This is a genomic window from Stieleria magnilauensis (assembly GCA_007753675.1).
In the GTDB taxonomy this organism is placed as follows: Bacteria; Planctomycetota; Planctomycetia; order Pirellulales; family Pirellulaceae; genus Stieleria; species Stieleria magnilauensis.
In genome coordinates, this window is sequence record CP036432.1 from 758,447 (window position 1) to 778,492 (window position 20,046).

Below are 20,046 nucleotides of genomic sequence, written 5' to 3' on the forward strand. Positions count from 1 at the left end.
TCACCACATCCATCGCTCCTCCCTCGCTTTGGGGCGTCCTGCTGGTAATCGAGCGGGTTCGGCGTCCCCGGCGATCGCTGCGTTTTGCAGTGATTCCACACCAGTGCTCGGGCGGGATCAGTGCTCGGGCGGGATGCCAATCGGTGGTGGGGCGAATCGGTGGTTTTTGGGGCGATGTCGTGGGAAGGGGTGGGTGGCAACACGGTGGCAGCCGGTTGGAGTATCATTTTTCGATGGCGGTTTCTCCTTCATTGAGAATGATTCTGAATCGGGCGATGCAATGCGAATCCACAAACGGCGGAGTTTCTGGACAAGGAACGTTGATCGACTGTCGGTCGCGATCACGACGCTGTTGATCGTGGCCAATACCACGGGCTGCCTGCCGGAAGCTCCGCCGCTGGACGGCATGCTTTCGTTTCGCGAGGCCAACGAGTTGCTCTTCGAGGAGCATGCCAACCACGGCGCGATCTACAACATCGACCATACCTGGAACGGCAAGCCGTTTCAGGCCGAGTGGCGTTTGGCGAACTACTTGAAAAAGAGCGCCCAGCTGCAAATCAAGCCTCCGACCGACACGTTTGACGAAGTCGACCTCTGCATGGCGTTGGAAACGGCACTCGCCGATGAGTCGTCCAACCCGTGGCACAACGTCGCTGACGACGCGATCCTGCGCGGGTTCCGCCACGCCTTGCAGAATGACGACACGCACATCGCGGCAGCCTATTGCCCCGACGCACCCTACGACATCACGGTCAAGGTCAAGAACAACGGGTCGGAGTGGTTTTGCGAAGTGAAGGTCCAAAACCTGATCGACCCCAAAAAGCTGGAAGAAGCGCAGAAGTACGCCCAGGAGCAACTCGACCGACTTGAGAAACAACATGCTCACGATTAAGTGCCCCAAGTGCGCGACGCTGATGAAGCTGCAGCAGCAGGCGGTCGCCGTGAAAGTCAAATGCCCCAAGTGCCAGACGGTGCTGAAAGTGCCCGGCAAGGAAGCGGCGTCGAAGCCGTCCGGGCAGGCGGCCAATCCGACGGCAAAGCCCGCGGCAAAAACCGCGGGAAGCAAACCGGCACGCAAGCAGCCGGCGGGCAAGCAAGCAGTCGCCAAAGCGGCGGCGCAGCGGAAGCCGGCTGCGAAGAAGGTCACCGCGCCGGCTGCGGACGAGTCGCCGTTTGTCGACGACAATCCCTTCGCCGACCTGCCCAGCGGCGGCTTTGACACCGCGGGTGCCGCGACGGCAGGCGCGGATCCACTGGCTGCGGATCCACTGGCAGCGGACCCCTTTGCGGCCGACCCGTTTGCCGAAGCCCCGGCCTCGGCGGGTTCGCCGTCGGGCGGTTTTGATTTCGGCAACCTGGACCTGCCCGCGGCCGCACCTGCGGCGGGCGGGTTTCCCGTGGGCGGGCTTCCGGCGGGCGGGCTTCCGGCGGGCGGGCTTCCGGCGGGCGGTGGATCCGCGTTTCCCGCCGCCAACGGAGCGTTGGCGGCCGCGGCGCCCGCTGCGGCGCAGCCGACGTCCAAATCAGCCACCGGCTCCTCGGGGGCTCGATCCAAGGGGGCGGTCAATAAGAAACTGTTGTGGATCGGGATCGGTTCGGGCGCCGTCGTCGTCTTGGGGCTGGTGATCGGCCTGACCGTGTTGGCGGTCAAATCGAAAGGTTCGAAGCAGGCCAAGTCGAGTTCGGCGAGTTCGTCAGGGGCGGTCGAGGTTCCGGCGGGTTACCAAGCCGGCTCGGTCAGCGGTGTCTCGTTCGTGGTCCCGGAAGGCAAGTCTGTTGAAAAGCCGCCGACATCGATCGAGGCTCAGGTCTTCGAAAGCGCCGCGACCGGCGCGACGTTTTTCGTCGGAGTTGATACGTACGAGTATCTGAACCCCAGTCAGATGCAATTGTCGTTGCGCGCCGGACGGATGATCATGTCGGATGTGTATGGAGGCGAAAGCGTCGAGCGCGACGGGCATTCCGGCACCAAGGGCAACAGCAGCGGCGGGATGACGCTGACCGACATGGCGGTCGAGTATTACCTGGTCGGTGATCAAGTCATCTTGATCGGATGCGGCATGCCACGGGTGGAGTGGACCGAGGAAGACTTGGAGGAAGGTCGACTGCCCGAACCGAGCGAAGAGGAGAAGGCGAAGATGGAAGCGTTTGAAGAAGAGAAGACGACCTTTTTTTCGTCGGTGCGGATTTGAGCGAAGAGTCGCTCTCGAAACGTTCCGGTCAACCGAAGGCATCGTTGGGCCGTGTGCTGTCGGCAGCTTCGCAAAACGGGACCGCAAGGGTCTGCTTGTTGATTAGGTGTTTTCGACGGTGGAACGATCGCATGATTTGATGTGGCAGAATGATACGGGGCAGAATCATGTTCTGACCGCTCAGGTCGCGGAATCAATATGATTCTGCCATCCCATCATTCTGCCATCCCCGTCTCGCCACGGCCATCGTCTGTCGACGGCAGCGACGCAAGAAGGAACGCGAAGCGTCCGCTTGTTTTTGAAGGTGACCTCTGGGAGAACGCCCCATAGCGCAAAGTGAACCGACGTTCGTTCGGGTTAGGGCCCGTAGGCCCCGCGCCAAACGGCTGATTTTTGTTTGAGATCAGCTGGTTCGTGTCAGCGTTCTTCCCCATTGATGTTAACTTGGCGGTATCAGAATCGAGCCGCCGCGAGAGGTTCGCTTGATGACTCCAAGGGCCCACAGGCGGCCCAGGCTTGGTCCGTCTTACTCGTCCAGGATCATCAGTTCGACGGAACGGAAGTCACAGGGGTGGCTTTCCGATTGCAACGAGATCGTGCCTTGGTCGAGCAGGTTGCCGCCTTGTTTGTCTGCCAGCATTGCCGCGTGCGGGTCGCGATCATCCAGTTGTGGCTGGGTGTATTCGAGCACCGTCTCGCCTTCGATGATGTGTCGGACCAGTTTGGAGCCGCGGACTTCGACTTCGGCGGTCACCCATTGTTCGCCGTGGTACGTTTTGGAGCTGGACGAGGTGCAGTGGGGCAGGAACAGTTTTCCGTTCATGACCACATTGGTGCCCGGGGTGCAGAGATTCAACGTCGTCCGTTCGTCTTTGCCGTTGCCTCCCAGCAGTTGGACTTCGATGGACGTCGGAAAGTCTTGATCGATCGTCATCATCTTCGGGTCTTCGCCGTGTAGCATCAGGCCGCTATTGCGGGTCGCCCAGCCGGGGCCGCCCTTGACTTGGTCGCCGACAAAGCGATAGACGACGCGCAGTCGGTAGTGCGAAAACGGCTTGTTGTAAAACAGGTGCCCGAAGCGTTCGTCGAAAGTTTTGTAGGCCGATTCGTCATAACGAACCTTCAGCAGCCCGTCTTCGACGCGAAACGTGTTGCCATAGTTTTCGCCCAGCGCGTGATGGCGAATCTTGGGAGTCCAGCCGTCCAGGTTTTTGCCGTTGAACAGTTGAATCCATTCGGACTTGCCGTCTGTGTCTCTCGCCGGTTCGTCACCGCGGACGCTGGGGGCGACACCGAAGCAGGCGAGGGCGAGGACAAAGGCGAATCGATAGGTTGAGAGAGTTTTCATCGTGTCGGTCAAGGGAGTGGTTGGTCGTTTTCGCCGGGTGCCTCGTGGCGGCGGCGCCCGAATAGTATAGAGTCATTGATCGGGTTTGTCGGCGAGTGTTTCAGAATCATAGGGGTCGGCGAATGCACCGAAGCCGCCGAGCCCCCCGTCGACTTCCAGGTCGGTCGCGGTGACGAAGGAGGCTTGATGGCTGGCGAGCCAGAGGACGGCGGCGGCGACTTCGCTGCTTTTTCCGATCCGTCCGATGGGGTGTCGATTGGCGAGTGCCTCCCCGCCGCCCTGTTCCTCCAGGGTGGCTCGGACCAGGGGCGTGTCGATGGCGCCGGGCGAGACCGAGACGACTCGAATGCCCTGGCGCGCGTATTCGATCCCCCATTGTCGTGTTTGCATGACGTTGGCCGCTTTGATCGGTCCATAGGTCCCGACCTGGCGGGCCGTCCGATGGGCCTGGCCGCTGGCGAGGTTGACGATCACCCCGGAACGCTGCTCGAGCATGACCGGCAGCACGTGCTTGGCCATGAAGTGGTACCCGGACAGATTGACGGCCAGCATGCGTTGCCAGGTTTCGCTGTCCAATTGGTGGACCGGCGCGTACGAGGATTTCGGTTGAATCGCGGCGTTGTTGACCAGCACATCGATCCCGCCATGTTGTTCGACGGCGTGTCGGGCGACCATCCGGCAATTGGCTTCGTCCGAGACATCGCAGCGGACGAAGTCGATCGCGGCAGGCAGATCGGCGGGCGGCTGATGGATGTCTGCACAAACCACGCGGGCGCCTGATTCGGCGAAGGCGTCAACGATCGCGCGTCCGATTCCGCTGCACCCGCCGGTGACCAGCACCACACGCCCCTGATTGTCGTAGCGAACCGATCCTGCGGGGCGCTGGCTGGCGGGACGCTGGCTGGCGGGACGCTGGCTGGCGGGACGCTGGGGATTCATGAGAGCGAGTGTTCCTGCGGTGGTGCGTCGGTTTGGGGGCTGTCGTTGGACAGCGGCAGGGTGATGTAGAACGTGGACCCGTCGGAGGAGGAATCGTAAGAGAGTTTTCCACCGTGGGTTTCGACGATGGATTTGCTGATGGCCAGCCCCATGCCGATCCCTTCCTGTTTGGTGGTGTAAAAGGCGTCAAACACTTTTGCCTGTTGTGCCGGTGCGATCCCCGAGCCGTTGTCGCGGACGGAGACGCGGGCGTGTTCATCACCGACGGCGACGTTGATGGCGATCGTCGGATGATCTCGACCGCGGGTCGCATCGCAGGCATTTTGCAGCAAGTTGACCAAAACCTGTCGCAGCTGGACGGGGTTGCCGAAGACCGTGAGGGGCGCGTCGGAATGGGCGCAGACGAATTCGGCGAATTGGTTATGGGGATTGCATTGGACCAGGTTGACCGAGTCGCGAACGATCTGGTTCAGGTCGATCCATTGCTGGTCACCATGGCCGCGTTTGGCAAAGCTGCGCAGCCCGCGAATGATCTGTCCGCAGTTTTCGGTTTGGTTGCAGATCGTTTCCAGCCAGGATTCGACGGGGACGGAATGTTCGCAGTTGTCGTTGGCGATTGCGACTTTGGCGGCGACGGCAAAGTTGGCGATCGCGGCGAGTGGTTGGTTGATTTCGTGGGCGATCCCGGCGACCATTTCACCGAGGGTGGTCAGTCGAGAGACGTGCTCGAGCTGGATTTCCATGTCCCGAAGTTGTTGCTCGGACACTTTCTGGTGGGTGACGTCAAACATCGCCCCGCGGAGCATGGTGGGATTGCCGTCGGCATCAACGACCAGGTGTGTGACGATGTGCAGCCAGACGATGCGGCCGTCGGACGCAACGACTCGCAGTTCCACGTCACCGTCGCGGGCGCTGTCCGCTCCAGCGGCACAGGCGGCGCAAAACGCTTCGTAGCGTGATCGGTCTTCTTGTGCAATCCGTTCGTCCCAAAACGTCGGTTCATCGATCCAGCGTTGAACGGGGAATCCCAAGATCGCTTCGGCCTGTTGGCTGACGAAGCTGAAGCGGTGTTGGGGCAGACGGCATTCCCAGACGATCGCTTTGACGTCATCGAGAAGCTCGCGAAACTTTTGTTCGGAGTGGGAGAGTGCTTCAGAGAGCAGGTCCTTGACCGCGCGGTGCACCCAGTGGATCAACTCGGCAGGATCGTAGGATTTTTCGACGTAGGCAAAGGCACCTAAATTGACGGCGTCCTTGGCGGAGTGAAACGAGCCATATCCGGTGTGGATGATCACTCGCATCGCGGGTTGAAGCTGCTGGATCTGCCGCAACAAATCGATGCCGTCGTGTCCGTGTAGCTGCAAATCAAGGATCGCGACGGCAAACACTTGATTGCCAGATTGCTGCAGCGCTTCTTCGTAGGACTGGCAGGTGAACACCTGAAACCCTTCGCTTTCGAAGATGTCGCGCAGCGTCAACAACTGGTTGGGCTCGTCGTCGACGATCAGCAGATTCGATTGTGCGGTGGCCGCATTACTCACGATCGTTTCCTAAACTCTTTTGCAAACGCACGAGGGGGGACGGTCCACGCGAACACGTCTGGCCGGACATCGCGCGCCATAGAGCGACTGCTTCGGCGATCATGACGCGCGGCTTGTAGATCGGTGGCATCTTCGGTTCAGTGAGTCTGGGACGGGGTTGAGTTTGAGCTGGCCGGTACGGAGGGGAGACAGATTTGAAACTCCGTCCCCTCGGATGCACCGTCGGCGACCCGGATCGTTCCGCCGTGTTGTTCGACAATTTGTTTGCAAATGGCAAGGCCCAAACCGGTTCCGGAGGATTTTGTCGTGAACAACACGTCGAAGACCGAGCCGCGGTCTGGCAATGGAATGCCGGGACCGGAATCGCGAACGACAATGACATCGCGATCATCGGCCCGCCGCGCTGTGATTTGGATCTGTCCGCCTGACACCAGTAACGCATCCATCGAATTATTGAGCAGGTTTTGAAGCACCTGAACGAAATGATCTTCGTCAACGAAACACTCGAAGGTGTCAGGACTACAATGTACCTGAAGATCGATATTCTGTGGCAGCTTCGATCTGGAAAGTACCCGCTCGACCAGATCCGAAAGTCGGGTCGGTTTGCGATCCATTTTTCTGCGACGCGTGATGTCCAGCAATTCGTCGATGAATTCGTTGCACGTCGCGATCTCATGATTCATCAAATCCAGATACTGCGTCTTTTTTTGTTGGTCAATTTGGGGGCTGCGTTTGAGGTAATAGATGGCATTGCTGATCGCGCCCAAGGGGTTTCGTATCTCGTGAGCGACCTGTGCCGACACCTGGCCGATCGCTGCCAGACGCGTTTTGACGACCAGTTCTTTTTTGGCTTCATTGAGTTCCGCTTCGACCCGTTCGTGATGGCGGCGTTGCAATTCTTGGACTTGAATGTGTTCCAAGACACGTCCGACCTGTTCGCCGACGCTGCGGGCCATCAACAGCATCACTTCGTCGGCTTGGATCGTGTGTTCACTAAAAAATTCTAGAATCGCCACCACCTGTCCGTCGATCACGATCGGGAATCCGAGGGCACTGCGAAGCCCATGGGAGTCGCACAATGATTTGCGGATGAAGTTTGGATCTTGGTGGATATTCACGATCCAAGCCGGTTGGCCGGTTTCCCAGATTTGGCCGGGCAAGCAGTTCCCGGTCACAAAAAATGTGTTTTCACAGGCTTGGCGAAAACTTTCCAAACGTGCGGGATTGGAAAAGTGCCAGATGTCAGCCGAGACCAGTCGTGACGGTTCGGATGGGGACGGCCAATACACGTGTCCGACGCTCCAGTCGGTCATCTGGCAAACAATTTTGACGCATTTCTCCAACGCTTCACGGTACGTCGAGGTGTCTTCGGACATCGTCACGGCGCGATACAGCAACTCGGCTTGAATCGCACGCTGGGCCAGTTTCCGTTCCATTTCGTCGCGACGGTTGACGGCGCGTTTGGCGAACACCAGCACGGTGACGATCGCTGCAAGTCCCAGCCCGGAAAGGCTGATGACGGATGCCAGGAACAATCGCGAATCCTCCAGGCTTTGCATCAAGCGAGTGTCGTCGCGAAACGCGTGAGCGTGCAGTCGATCGAGTTGAATGCAACGAATCCCGATTCTCTCCAAGGCGTCCGATTGCAAAAGCGGAGACGCTTGCGGGCTCTCGTCGGCTTCATTCAACGCGCCAACAGCTTCGGCCAGACGCTGCGTGGTGGCTTCAAATTGGGGCTCGTTGAACTGGTGTTGGATCCGCCGGATCCTGCTCAGGCGTTGATTGATGATGTAGGCCGAACGACTCGTCTCCCGACGCACGTCCTCGGCGAGGATGGGATCGGAGGGATCGAGCAAGGCCTGGTAACGATGTTGCCGAATCAGACTCAATTCGGATTGGATTTTCGAAAGCGAGAGACGCGTGGCCGAGTGATAGTCGATCGAGTTTCGACTCAGTCGATTGACCGCAATGCGTCGCTGGATCAGGGTTCCGGCGATCGCCCAACTGACGAGGATCGTGATCACGACCAGCAAAACGATGTAAGTGAAGATCGACCGCGACGATTCTTGGCGGGCGACGCGAACACGATTCATCGTGGTTCTCCTGACGGGGCGATTTCGTCGACAATGCTTTGCAACACATCAAAATCGTCCGGGTGGACGGGGACGAAGTACTTGGCCAACAGCTGATCTAAGACAGCAGCGTTTGCGGGGTCGGCCTCGGACAAGTTTAAAAACGCGTCGCGGAGTTCTGTTCGAACCGTCGCAGGCAGATCGGATTGGCACGCCCAGACGTAATCCACATAGGGCGGCGTTTCTTGCAGGACGCGAATTGCGTTTCGGCTGATCCGTTTCGAGGCGAACATCGATTCGGTGATCGGGCCGTTGGCGACGCCCAGATCGACCTCCTCGTCTCGAACCGCGATGGCCGTCGCATCATGGGCGCCGGTGTAAATGACCGATTCAAAAAACGTTTCCGGGTCGATGCCTGCTTCCCGCATGAAGTATCGGGGCATCAGGTGCCCGGAGGTGGAAAGACGCGAGCCGAAGGCAAATCGACGGCCGCGAAAATCGCCCAACGACGTTGCCGATTCGTCTGCCCGGGTCAGGTAATAGCTGGTGAAACGCAGGTCGCGGTCGCGTGAAACCAATGGGACGGCGTGATGCGATCGGTTCAGTTTGACAAAGGTGTAACCGCCCAGCCACGCCAATTCGACGTCGCCGGCTTCGAAGGCGGCCTGCAATTCCTCGTACGATCCATGCAGCACCAACTGACATGACAAATCGGTGCTGTCTTCCAGGTAAGCCACCAGCGGCAAGTACCGTTGTTCCAGCATGCTGCGGCTTTCATCGGGCAACACGCCGATGCGAATCACTCGGACCGTCGGCGCAGTCGGTGTCGGAGCAGAACATCCGATCAACAGGACGACGACAGGCAGGAGCACGGCGAGGCCGCACACACGCCCCGTGGATAGGCACTGTTTTGCCATTGATATCTTTGCCTTTGACATCAACATCCTCCGGTCCTTCGGGCATCAGGTTCTTGGGTGGTGGATGGCAATCAACCGCCGGCTTGTTTTAATGACTCCATCACGTCTGTCCAGTCGAGTGATCGGGCGTAATCAAGCGCCGTCCAGCCGCGATCGCATGTTGCATGGACATTGGCGTTGTTCTCCAGCAGGACGTTCACCGATTTGACCCTTCCGAACAGGGAGACCATGTGCAGCAAGGTTCGGCCGCCGTCAAACACTTCGTGGACGGAGGCGGGGTCGGCCGCGATCTGTTGGGCGAGAACCGTCGCGATCGCGTCTTCGAACGCCTCGCTGGTTTCGGGAATGTTGACCGATTCCGGTGGCGGAAAATCCAATTCCCAAGCTTCGTCGTGACGCTGACGCTCGACCGCGTCCATTCGCGAACGGATCACTTGCACGGTGAATCCGCCGTAGACCACTCCGTTGATCACGCACAGCCAATCGTCTAATTGGGGCAGCGGAATTTCGACGTCGTCACCCTCGGTGACCGAACGCAGTTTGTTTGGCGCGTTGAGCAGCACGCCGGTGACATGGATGCCGTCAAAATCAACCTGCTCGATCCACATGTGTTCCAGGTCAGAATCGGGATCGGAAAAGTCGTCGCAAAAGGGGACCTTGACGCAGGACAGCTCGCATGCCGGGACGATGCGGTTGAAGTCCTGGCTGACACAATTGAAGAATCGTCGAAACGATTCTCGCGCCGCTTTCGATGCGCGGAGCATCTGTGGATCATTGCCGAGGTGGTAGGTGACAGGATTGGAGTGGTTCATATTGCGTTTCCGTCATCCGTGTTGTTCGTCGGCCTACCACATTGTAACGGTTCGGACGGCCCCAAATTGTTGATGCCCGCGCGAATTGCAGTTAGAGTGGCAAAGCCGAGATCGAAGGGGTGCGGGGAAACTGCGCCCAGCCACGCGATCGTCCGCACCGTTTGGTGAGAGATTTGTTGGGGGAAAAGCTTTGCAATTGCCGCCGCTGGAAAGGAACACGATCGAGATGAATCAATACTTCTTGCGACGTCTCTGCTGTGTCGTTGCCCTGTTTGTTGTTTCACCGCTCGGTGTTGTTCCGCCGCTCGCAGTGTATGCCGAGCCGGTGCTGTATTTGGCCGACGGCAATTCGTCCAGTCTGTGGACGGTCAATACGACGACTGGAAATGCGACCCGCGTCGGAAGCTTGGGCCTGACGCCCAGTTTGATCGGGCTGGCTTACGATTCGGTCGACGGCAACCTGTTGATGACCAGCAGCAACGGTGTCAACAGTCAACTCTTTCGGTTGGACCAATCGACCGGTCAGGCCAGCCTGGTCGGAGACACCGGTTTCCAAGCCATCTCAGGTTTGGCGTTTGATCCCAATTCACAGGTGCTCTACGGCGGAAGCGGCGCGACAGATTCGTTGTTCACCATTGACCGCACCACCGGCGCAGCCACGCCGGTCGGGGCCTACGGAGTAAATGTGGGCGGGCATGGATTGGGATACGACAACCAGAATCAACAGCTATGGATGACTGACGGGTTTTTGGACACGCTTTACTCGGTCAACACCAGTACGGGAGCCGCCACCGAGATCGGCAGCACCGGTTTAACCAGTGTCGCGGCGCTGGCGTTTCACTCGGGCGAAAATCGACTTTACGGCATCAACACCAATGACGACACGCTGGTTCGACTCAACACGTCGACGGGGATGGGGGAAGTCGTCGGCGACCTGGGCTTTGACGCTTTTAATGTGGGGCTGGCGTTCCGTCCGGCAGCGATCCCCGAGCCTTCTTCCTGGATTCTGCTTTTGCTGATAACTTGCGTTCTGGTCATGCGGACACGGCGGCGGCGTGGATCGTTCGCCCAGTGTCTGACGTTTCCCTAGGCTAAAGATCACCATCGATGCGCGCCGTTTGTTTTCAATCCGTGAAAGACGTTTCCGTGCAAAGCATTCCGGATGCGAAACTGGAAACGGTGACCGATGCGGTGGTGGAAGTCGAATTGGCCGGGCTGTGCGGCAGTGATTTGCATCCGTATTTCGGTCGCGAGGTCGGCTTGGATCGCGGCACGGTGATGGGGCACGAATTCGTCGGCCGCGTGGTCGAAGTGGGTGACGCGGTGCGGGGGATTGCGATCGGAGATCGTGTCTTCAGTCCGTTCACGACGAATTGCGGAACGTGCTTTTATTGCCGGCGTGGATTGTCGTCACGCTGCCCCAGCGGGCAACTGTTCGGATGGCGTCAGAATTCGGTCGGGCTGCACGGCGGCCAGGCTCAGCGGGTCCGGGTGCCGCTGGCCGATGGCACATTGATGAACGTCCCCGAGGGATTGCATGGCGAGGCGGCGTTGTTGCTCGGCGACAATTTGAGCACCGGCTACTTCGGTGCGTCGATGGCCATCGATCCGCAGTCCGTCGACGATGAGGTGTTCGCGATCGTCGGCTGTGGAACGGTCGGGTTGCTGGCGATCGATTGTGCGCGGCGATTGGGAGCACGGAACCTGTTCGCGATCGACCCCAATACAGCACGTTTGCAAATCGCCGAACAACTCGGTGCGACCGTGTTTGAAAACGCCGACGATGCGGTGTCAGCGGTGCATGCGGCGACCGATGGACGCGGGGCCGACGGTGTGATGGAGTTTGTCGGTTTGCCCGAGGCCCAGAGATTGGCGTACCGGTTGATCCGGCCGGGAGGACGCATGTCGGTGATCGGCTGTCATTGCACGCCGAACTTTGCCTTCAGTCCGGCCCAAGCGTACGACAAAAATTTGACCTATCGCACCGGACGGTGTCCGGCACGAAGCTACATGGATGTCTTGCCGGACCTGTTGTTGAACGAGCCGATGGATCTGTCGTGGTGTTTTACCCACCGGTTCGGGCTGGAAGACGCTGAAGAAGCCTATCAGACGTTTGCCGGTGGAAAAGACGGATGCGTGAAGGCGGTCTTGGAGTTCTGTTGACCGGTCGGTGTTTCCGCGGCGCTAGGACTGACATTCATCGGACAGCGGATGGCCGTCCGCGCTGATCAGGCGATCCAGGCGAATGGTCGTCCCGTCGTCGAGCTTCACCCATTCCTGTTTGTGTTTGGAATAAACATCGACCACCACCGCCGCGATCTGTTGCTCGTGGTCATCGTCGTCTCGGTAACGGATTGTGGTCGGCGTTTTGCGCATCGCCAGGATTTCGAGTCGGTCGTAGAAGGCACAGCTGATCGGAGTGTAGGGTTCGTCCATTGTTTCGTTTCGATCGGAGGCGTGTGACTCGGGCACGTCACGTTGCGCGGGGCCCGTTGCCATTGGATATACTAGCCGATCCACAGCAAACCAAGGACGACGCTGGGACGACCACGACGAATCCTTCCCCACAGAAAGGCGGTTCGGGACATGCACGAGGAACCCAACACAAAGTCTTCACCCAGCGGACTCACGCGGCGGGGGGCGATCGCATCGACTTTAGCGGCCGGTGTCGTGCCCTCGGCGCTGGCCACCCGGGCCTATGCCGCGGGATCAGATCGCATCAAGATCGGATTGATCGGCTGCGGGGGCCGTGGCACCGGTGCGGCCGCCCATTCCCTGTCCACCGGACGCGAGGCGGTACTGTGGGCGATGGCGGACGCGTTTCCGGACCGCTTGCGGATCAGTCACAGCTCGCTGATGCGTGGGAAAGCTGGCAAGTCAAACATCGAACAAGGCAGCGGTTTTGGGAACGCCATCGATGTCCCACCGGAACGTCAATACGTCGGCTTGGATGCCTACCGCCGAATCATTGAGTCCGATGTCGATCTGGTCATCTTGACCGGGCCTCCCGGCTATCGACCCCTGCATTTCGAAGCAGCGGTCAATGCGGGAAAACACGTGTTCATGGAAAAGCCGCTGGCCAGCGACGCCCACGGCGTGCGACGGATTTTGGCGTCGGGCGAAAAAGCCCGGCAAGCGAACCTGAAAGTCGGCGTGGGGCTGCAACGGCACCATCAAGACATTTATCTGGAGGCGATGAAGCGGATTCATGGCGGTGAGATCGGACGAATCGTTTCGATGCGTTGCTTTTGGAACACCGGCTTTCCCGCCAAAACGGCGTTGCCGCGCGAAGACTTGACCGAGCTGCAGTATCAGGTTCGTAACTGGTATTTCTTTGACTGGTTGAGCGGCGATCACATTTGTGAGCAGCACATCCATAATCTGGATGTCTGTAACTGGGCGTTCGGTGATCACCCGGTACGGGCCGAAGGAATGGGCGGGCGTCAAGTCCGCACCGGCAAGCAGTATGGCAACATCTTTGACCACCATGCGGTCAACTACGAATACGCCGACGGAACGATTTTGCACAGCTACTGTCGCCAGATCCCCGGCTGCAGCAAGTTGGTCGCCGAACAGATCGTCGGTACCCAAGGCGTCGCAGAATTGAGCACCACGCGGTGCGCGCTCTCCAGCGGTGACAAAACGATTTGGGAATCACCGCGCAGACGCGGCAAGGATTACCAAAGTCCCTATCAAGTCGAGTGGAACGCGCTGATGAAAGCGGTCGTCGAAGACACGCCGCATCACGAAGTCGACTACAGCGCCAGCAGCACGATGACGGCGATCTTGGGTCGGCTGGCCACGTATTCCGGCAAGACCGTTGAATGGGACGATGCGATGGCCAGTGAAAAGGTTTTGACGACCGACGCGGAATCTTGGGACGCACCCGCGCCAATCCGTCCGTTGGACGACGGGTCTTACGCGATCGCAGTTCCTGGTCAAACAAAGGTGCTGTAATGGATCGACGACAGTTTGCAAGCGCAACGTTGGCCGCCACGCTCGCGCCGACGCTGGTTGGACGGCAGGCGGTCGCCGCAGAACGGTCGCAGCGGTTCACGTTAAACTACGCACCGCATTTCGGAATGTTCGCCCGTTCCGCCGGTGACGATCCGCTGGATCAACTGCGATATGCGGCCGATCAGGGTTTCCGCGCCTGGGAGGACAATCCGATGAAGGACCGTCCGGTCGAGCAACAATCGGCGATCGCCAAGGAAATGGAGCGGCTGGAGATGAAGATGGGCGTCATCTCGGCACTCAAGGGCATCTGGAACGCCGTCAATTTTTCCGGAGACAACCAGACGGCCCGCGACGAGATTGTGAACACGATGCGGGGGATCGTCGACGTGGCTCGACGCGTCAACGCAACGTACTTGACCGTCGTGCCAGGATTGGTCGATCCCAAACTTCCGAGGGACTATCAGATGGCCAATTGCATCGATCTGTTGAAACGGTGCTGCGATGTGGTGGAACCGCACGGCTTGGTGATGGTGTTGGAACCACTCAATCGCAAGACCAACCATCCGGGCGTCCTGCTACACAGCTCTCCGCAAGCCTATTTGATCTGCAAAGCCGTCGGCCGTGACTCCTGCAAAATCTTGTTCGACATCTACCACCAACAGATCACCGAAGGAAACTTGATTCCCAATATCGACCGCTGCTGGGACGAGATCGCGTACTTTCAATGCGGTGATAATCCGGGGCGACGTGAACCCGGCACGGGCGAGATCAATTACCGCACTGTGTTCGCGCATCTGCACCGCCGCGGCTATGCCGGCATCATGGGCATGGAGCACCAGAACGCCGGCAAGGGGATTGAAGGCGAAGCGGCGGTGATCAAGGCTTACCGCGACGTTGATCCTGAACCTGTCGCGTAGGCTTGTCGCTTGCGATTTAAGGAACGGGGCTGGCTTGCGCCAGGGGGGACGCAAGCTGGAAGCTTACGCCACTTGGTGGGCTACTGCGTCGGACGGACGTAGACTCGCAATCGTTTCTTGGGGTAGGTGCCGGCGTTGGCCGTGAAGGTCCAGTCGCGGTGCTCGCCGGTGCTATTGCCGATGCCCAGATCGGCGTTGCCGGCGGCACTCCAGTGGTTGATGGCAAAGACAGTTTGCCGTTCACCAAAGTTGTGCACCTGCATCGATCCGTAACCCGCCGTTGGGGGCGAAGGTTCGTCGCCGAAGTCATACTGGGTGCCGGATGCGTTTTGGACGCCTGCCTTGTTGCCCGGCCCGTAATTGCTGGGCCAGAATTCGAGATTGCCGGTGGTGATCGAGCGGCCTTCGGTTACGGTTTCGACCGACGAAAACACATCCATCGCTTCGACGGGTTGCTGAAATCGGGCGCCCGAGGCAGCCGTCGGGATCCCAATCATTTTCGGATCGTCGGTGAACGCCTTCATCGAGACAAACACGACCTGGTCGTTGCCGCCCCCCGAGCCGAGTTCCAGCAAGTAGCCGATTCGATCGAACGCGGAAACGTTTTCGCTCTGGTCCACGTCGTACTCAATGCGCTCGTTCAGCTTGTTCAGATCGAGGTCATAAACCAGTTGGTACTCGCGATCGATCGCCAGCGTGCTGACAAAATCGGGCTCTTCGCCACCGCGGAACGCCCCGACCGGCAATCCGGTGCCACCGGTCAAGTTGGGCTCGGCCAGTTTGTGCCACGCGAATCGAAACGCGACCGGTTTCTCGACTTCGTCAGACGAGAGGATCACGGCGTCTCCGTCGATAGTTGCGACGGCCGGTTGGTAACCGCCGGACCCGACTCCGATCACTTCGAAATAGCTTGGCGGTTGCCCATCACGCGTCTTCAAGCCGCCTCCGGTATTGCGGAACGTGATCTTCAACCGGTCGTCCAGGATTTCCAGTGAATCCATTTCGGGACTGTTGGCGACCAGGTCTTCTTGACCGTAGTCGTTTTTCAAGGCGAGCAGGGCCAATCGGTCGCCGACGTCTTGTTTGTTTGGCGGGTGGATGTTGCCGAGAGTGGCGATGTCGTTGATCACGACCATGCCGGTGTTGGGCACTTGTTCGACCGCGGCCTGTGCCTCCCAAAACCGCGGCAGAATGGTGGGGTCTTCATTGCCGTACTGGAAGGGAGCGATCTGGACGTAGTAGAACGGGAAATCACCTTGCCCCCACAGGGTTCGCCAGCCGCCGATCAAGGCCTTTTTCTTTTCGAAGTACAACATGCCTTCGCCGTGGTTCGATTCACCTTGATACCAGATGGCACCGCGGATCGGAAAACCGACCAACGCGTGGATCATGCCGTTGTAGAGCATCGTCGGGTCTTGGTGGCTTTGAAACGGCACCAGACCGGTCGGGAAAGCGGGGCTTGGCTGGACGGCGATTCCCGATTTCATCGCTTCGGTGGCCGTCGCGATCCACGCTTCGGTTGCCTTGACGTGGTTGGCCAACGTCGCCTGATAGGATTCTGACCCGGGAGTTCGTTGAACGACGGACTGGTAGATGTCGCTCAACGCGTCGACTTGGCCAAACCCGATCGGCGGTGTCCAGGGATCGACGCGCGTGCCGCCCCAAGACGAATTGACCAATCCGATCGGCACGTCCAAGTCTTGGTGCAGCCGTCGCGCCATGAAGTATCCGCAGGCGGTGAAACTACCCGCGGTCTCCGGCGAACAAACTTGCCACGGGGCGCTGACATCCTCGAGCGGTGTGGTGGACGGTTTGCGAGGGATCTTGATGTGTCGGATCATGGGATACGTCGCCGCCGCAATTTCGGCTTTAGCATTCGCACTTGCTGCGACCGACCATTCCATGTTGGATTGTCCCGAACACAGCCAGACTTCGCCGATCAGAACGTCCTTCACTTCGATCGTGTTGTTTCCCGTGACGGTCAGGGAATGGGCTTGGTGGCTGGCTTTCATGGCGGGCAATTCGACCTGCCAACGTCCATCATCGTTGGGCGTCGCGGTGACTTTTTGTCCTGCCAAAGCGACTTCAACGGACTCTCCGACGTCGGCCCAGCCCCACAGGCGAATCGGTGTCTGTTGTTGAAGCACCATGTGGTCGCCGATGAAGCCTGGCAAACGCACGTCGGCCCTCAGCGGTGAGCACGACATCCCACCCAGTAATGCCAACACGATGACTTTCAACCCGGCCAATTTCTTCATCCGACTTTCCTTTCGCGATAAACCGTCAATCAAAACTACAGCCGCGGATTCTACTTGATCGGCCGGCGCGTTGGCGGCTTGTGGATGGAATCGCGTTCGAAATCAGCCGGTTGGCGTCGGCGTAAGCGGGCTGCTCGTTGATGTTGACTCGATACCATAGGCCCAATGCCACTTACTTTGGCGGTAAACGGGGGGCTTTTGTTAGCGGCAGGGCGCGAGCCCTCCGATCTGTCACGTCGGATACCGGACGGCTCGCGCCGTTCCGCTACCTCCCTCAGTGCCAAGGTAAGCGGCAGGGCGCGAGCCCTCCGATCTTTCACGTCGGATACCGGACGGCTCGCGCCGTTCCGCTACCTCCCTCAGTGCCAAGGTAAGCGGCAGGGCGCGAGCCCTCCGGTCTTTCACGCCGGATACCGGACGGCTCGCGCCGTTCCGCTAACGCATTCAGTGCCAAGGTAAGCGGCATTGACCATAGGCCGTCAGGCCTGGGGCAATGCGGTGGCGAGCGTGAAGGTAAAGACGGCGCCATGTTCGGGACCGTCCTTCGCTTGAAGCGTCCCACCGTGTGCTTTGGCGATGGTGGTGCCGATGGCCAGTCCCAAGCCGAGCGCCTTGTTTTTGGTGGAGCAAAAGGCTTCGAAAATGGGGATGCCGTCGGGCAGACCGGGGCCGTTGTCGGCCACCGTCACGGCGACGCGGTCCGCTTGCGAAATCGCAGAAACGCGCACCAGCGGATCACCGTGCGATTCTTCCAAGACGGCGTCAAAGGCATTTTTTAACAGATTGACGAGGACTTGTTGAATTTGAACCGAATCGGCCTCGACCGATGGCAGTTGTGGGGCCGGAGTGTACTCGACGCGGATGCCGGCGACTTGGGCATCGTGTTTGGTCAGCATCAGCGCCGTCTTGATGATTTCATCTAGATCGCAGGTGGTCTTGTGAATCGGTTCACGTGACACGAAACTTCGCAGCCGCAACAAAATTTCACCGGCGTATTGGGCGGTGGAGGTGATTCGGTCCAGCCATTGATGGAGGCGATCGCGGTCGACCTCTCCTTCGGCCGCGACGAGATTGCCACAGGCTTTGCCGAAGTTTTGAATCGCATAGAGCGGTTGATTCAACTCGTGGGCCAGACCTCCGACCATTTCACCCATGGTGGAAACGCGAGCGACGTGGGCTAATTCGGATTCCAACCTCTTGAGCGATTCTTCGGCGCGTTTCTTTTCGGTCACGTCGGTGACGCTGCCACGGATGATCGTCCGGCCATTTTCTTCGAGTGACAGGAGACGGATTTCGCACGGAATCTCTGCTCCTTCGGCATCACGATGTGTCCATTCAAAGATCGGCGTTTCGCCGGCGCACGCTCTCGAGATGACTTCGCGACTTTTATCCGCAGACGGCTGACCATCGGGCTGGATTTCGGGACTGATCTCGAGCGGTCCCATCTGGAGCAACTGTTCGGCGGAGTACTTGTAGAGTTCTTCCGCCGCCTGGTTCACCATGACGAAGCGTCCGGTCTGGGTGTCCAATAAGACGACGGCTTCGGGTGCGTGCTCGATCATCCGGCGAAATCGTTCTTCGCTTTGGACCAGCGATCGCTCGACGCGTTTGATTTCACTGATGTCCTGGGCCAAGCCGATCGTGCCGATGATGGTTCCGTTGGGATCACGTAGCGGTTCGACGTAGACTTGGAACACGCGACCGGACCATTCGATCTCTGCAGAACCGGAGGCGCCTTGGAGCGCTTCGAAATGGATCGCGATCGGGCCAAAGCTCTCGTCATCGGTCTGGAAGTACTCGAATAAGCTGTGCCCGACAAATTGATTGGGCTTTTGCCCCATATTTTTCAGCCCCGCACCGGTGGAGTGCGTGAAGCGAAGTTGGAGATCGGTGGTCCATAAGACGGTCGGCATCTGTTCGGTCAGAATGCGCAAACGCATCTTGCTGGCATGCTGTGCCGCTTCGTTGATGGAACGTTCGATCTCGATCGCCGTGCGGTCGCCGAACAACGCGATCATCTCCCGAACGTCCGCGCGGTCCTCCATCGGCTTGTCGTCCAACACCGCCAGAATGCCCAAGACCTCACCGGTTGAACTGACCAGCGGTGTGCCGAGGTAGCTTTCCGCCTGAAACCGGGTCAAGGTGATGTCGTTGGGAAACCGTTGTTGAAGATGTTCGCAACAGAATTCCATCGAATGGTTGACCACGTTGGCCGCCGGTGTTCCCGCCAGATCGAATTCAAAATCGTCCTCCAGCTGGCCCTCGGACCAAAACGCGATGGTCCGCGCCCGCTGCGGGGAGTCCTTGTCGATGCGTGCGATGAACACGTAACGGAAGCCGAGCGATTCGGAGATGTATCGGACGAGCGCTTGGTTAAATGCCAAGCCGGTCGAACGGGCCGTGCCGACCGTGATCATCCGCATTGCGTTTTGAATGTGCAGCATGTGGCTTTCGACGCGCACACGCTCGGTCACGTCATGGGGCAGCGAAATCACAGCGGTGATTTGCCCCTTTTCGTTTCGACGGACGGCGTTGAACCATTCGCAATTGAGAACGGTTCCGTCTTTTCGGACATTACGGTTGGAGCATCGGTTGAAGTCGAAGTTTCGTTCCAGCAAGTCTCGGACGGACTGTTCAACTAGGGGGATGTCTTGTTCATGCACGAATGAGAATTCGTCCCAACGCTTGCCCAGAACCTCGTCGGATTTCCAACCAAAGATTAGTTCCGCCTGCGGTGTCCAACGGCGGATGGCACCGTGTGCGTCCCATTCGATCAAGGCGACGTCGGCATGCCCGTGCAAGTCGGCATGTCGAGGATGGTCCGAGGCGATGAAATACGATTCTGCCGAGTCCGTGTCGGCGTGTGCGGGATTCTCCTCGTACTCGGACGATTCTGAATCGTCCAACGTTGCGAGTTTCGCCCGTATTTCCGCGAGTTGTGCCAGCAATTCAGCGCGAGTCTCATCGACTCTGGGCATCTCCCGTCTCCCGTCGTTACATGATCCCGTCGTCTTCCGCTCCTGACGTACCGCGTGCCTCTGGCGAACGTCGTCCGAATCAGTTTACAGGTTTTGTCCACGAACGGGGTGTCCG

The 20,046-nt window shown here is 59.0% G+C and carries 15 protein-coding genes; 6 read left to right on the plus strand and 9 right to left on the minus strand.

What is annotated here, in order from left to right:
- Positions 1 to 280: 280 nt before the first annotated feature.
- Together TBK1r_RS02820 and TBK1r_RS02825 are read left to right on the plus strand one after the other, a co-directional pair.
- Complete coding sequence (locus TBK1r_RS02820) at positions 281 to 892, plus strand: hypothetical protein (protein ID WP_145207429.1); 612 nt, start codon at positions 281 to 283, stop codon at positions 890 to 892.
- Positions 879 to 2,192, plus strand: a complete 1,314-nt coding sequence (locus TBK1r_RS02825) for a hypothetical protein (RefSeq protein WP_145207430.1) — start codon at positions 879 to 881, stop codon at positions 2,190 to 2,192. The genes TBK1r_RS02820 and TBK1r_RS02825 overlap by 14 nt, the downstream gene beginning before the upstream one ends.
- A gap of 526 nt (positions 2,193 to 2,718) precedes the next feature.
- Here TBK1r_RS02825 and TBK1r_RS02830 read toward each other — a convergent pair.
- The 6 genes from TBK1r_RS02830 to TBK1r_RS02855 form a co-directional block, all read right to left on the minus strand.
- Positions 2,719 to 3,540: a 3-keto-disaccharide hydrolase gene (locus TBK1r_RS02830; RefSeq protein ID WP_145207431.1), complete on the minus strand. Its 822-nt coding sequence runs from the start codon at positions 3,538 to 3,540 to the stop codon at positions 2,719 to 2,721.
- A gap of 72 nt (positions 3,541 to 3,612) precedes the next feature.
- Positions 3,613 to 4,479: an SDR family NAD(P)-dependent oxidoreductase gene (locus tag TBK1r_RS02835; RefSeq protein WP_145207432.1), complete on the minus strand. Its 867-nt coding sequence runs from the start codon at positions 4,477 to 4,479 to the stop codon at positions 3,613 to 3,615.
- Complete coding sequence (locus TBK1r_RS02840; RefSeq protein WP_145207433.1) at positions 4,476 to 6,020, minus strand: hybrid sensor histidine kinase/response regulator; 1,545 nt, start codon at positions 6,018 to 6,020, stop codon at positions 4,476 to 4,478. Before TBK1r_RS02840 ends, TBK1r_RS02835 begins: the two co-directional genes overlap by 4 nt.
- 137 nt (positions 6,021 to 6,157) lie before the next feature.
- Complete coding sequence (locus TBK1r_RS02845; protein WP_145207434.1) at positions 6,158 to 8,113, minus strand: ATP-binding protein; 1,956 nt, start codon at positions 8,111 to 8,113, stop codon at positions 6,158 to 6,160.
- Positions 8,110 to 8,964, minus strand: a complete 855-nt coding sequence (gene phnD, locus TBK1r_RS02850; RefSeq protein ID WP_419580906.1) for a phosphate/phosphite/phosphonate ABC transporter substrate-binding protein — start codon at positions 8,962 to 8,964, stop codon at positions 8,110 to 8,112. The genes TBK1r_RS02845 and phnD overlap by 4 nt, the downstream gene beginning before the upstream one ends.
- A gap of 116 nt (positions 8,965 to 9,080) precedes the next feature.
- Positions 9,081 to 9,821 carry a DUF2314 domain-containing protein gene (locus TBK1r_RS02855; RefSeq protein ID WP_145207436.1) on the minus strand — a complete coding sequence of 247 codons (741 nt, stop codon included), beginning with the start codon at positions 9,819 to 9,821 and terminating at the stop codon, positions 9,081 to 9,083.
- A 226-nt stretch (positions 9,822 to 10,047) separates the two neighbouring features.
- Here TBK1r_RS02855 and TBK1r_RS02860 point away from each other — a divergent pair, with 226 nt between their 5' ends.
- Together TBK1r_RS02860 and TBK1r_RS02865 are read left to right on the plus strand one after the other, a co-directional pair.
- Complete coding sequence (locus tag TBK1r_RS02860; RefSeq protein WP_145207437.1) at positions 10,048 to 10,911, plus strand: PEP-CTERM sorting domain-containing protein; 864 nt, start codon at positions 10,048 to 10,050, stop codon at positions 10,909 to 10,911.
- A gap of 41 nt (positions 10,912 to 10,952) precedes the next feature.
- A complete protein-coding gene (locus TBK1r_RS02865; RefSeq protein WP_419580907.1) occupies positions 10,953 to 11,984 on the plus strand; it encodes a zinc-binding dehydrogenase in 1,032 nt (343 codons plus the stop codon).
- A 21-nt stretch (positions 11,985 to 12,005) separates the two neighbouring features.
- Here the strand turns inward: TBK1r_RS02865 and TBK1r_RS02870 are convergent, their stop codons facing one another.
- Complete coding sequence (locus TBK1r_RS02870) at positions 12,006 to 12,257, minus strand: Rho-binding antiterminator (protein WP_372897939.1); 252 nt, start codon at positions 12,255 to 12,257, stop codon at positions 12,006 to 12,008.
- A 150-nt stretch (positions 12,258 to 12,407) separates the two neighbouring features.
- Here TBK1r_RS02870 and TBK1r_RS02875 point away from each other — a divergent pair, with 150 nt between their 5' ends.
- Entirely contained in the window at positions 12,408 to 13,778 is a 1,371-nt protein-coding gene (locus TBK1r_RS02875; protein WP_145207440.1) for a Gfo/Idh/MocA family protein, read from the plus strand.
- Positions 13,778 to 14,695 (plus strand): hydroxypyruvate isomerase family protein, encoded by a 918-nt coding sequence (locus tag TBK1r_RS02880; protein WP_145207441.1) that lies wholly within the window; start codon positions 13,778 to 13,780, stop codon positions 14,693 to 14,695. The genes TBK1r_RS02875 and TBK1r_RS02880 overlap by 1 nt, the downstream gene beginning before the upstream one ends.
- An 80-nt stretch (positions 14,696 to 14,775) precedes the next feature.
- On the opposite strand, the gene TBK1r_RS02885 is transcribed toward TBK1r_RS02880, so the two are convergent.
- A complete protein-coding gene (locus tag TBK1r_RS02885) occupies positions 14,776 to 16,953 on the minus strand; it encodes a sialate O-acetylesterase (RefSeq protein WP_145207442.1) in 2,178 nt (725 codons plus the stop codon).
- 479 nt (positions 16,954 to 17,432) lie between these two features.
- Positions 17,433 to 19,931: a PAS domain S-box protein gene (locus tag TBK1r_RS02895; protein ID WP_145207444.1), complete on the minus strand. Its 2,499-nt coding sequence runs from the start codon at positions 19,929 to 19,931 to the stop codon at positions 17,433 to 17,435.
- Positions 19,932 to 20,046 lie beyond the last annotated feature (115 nt).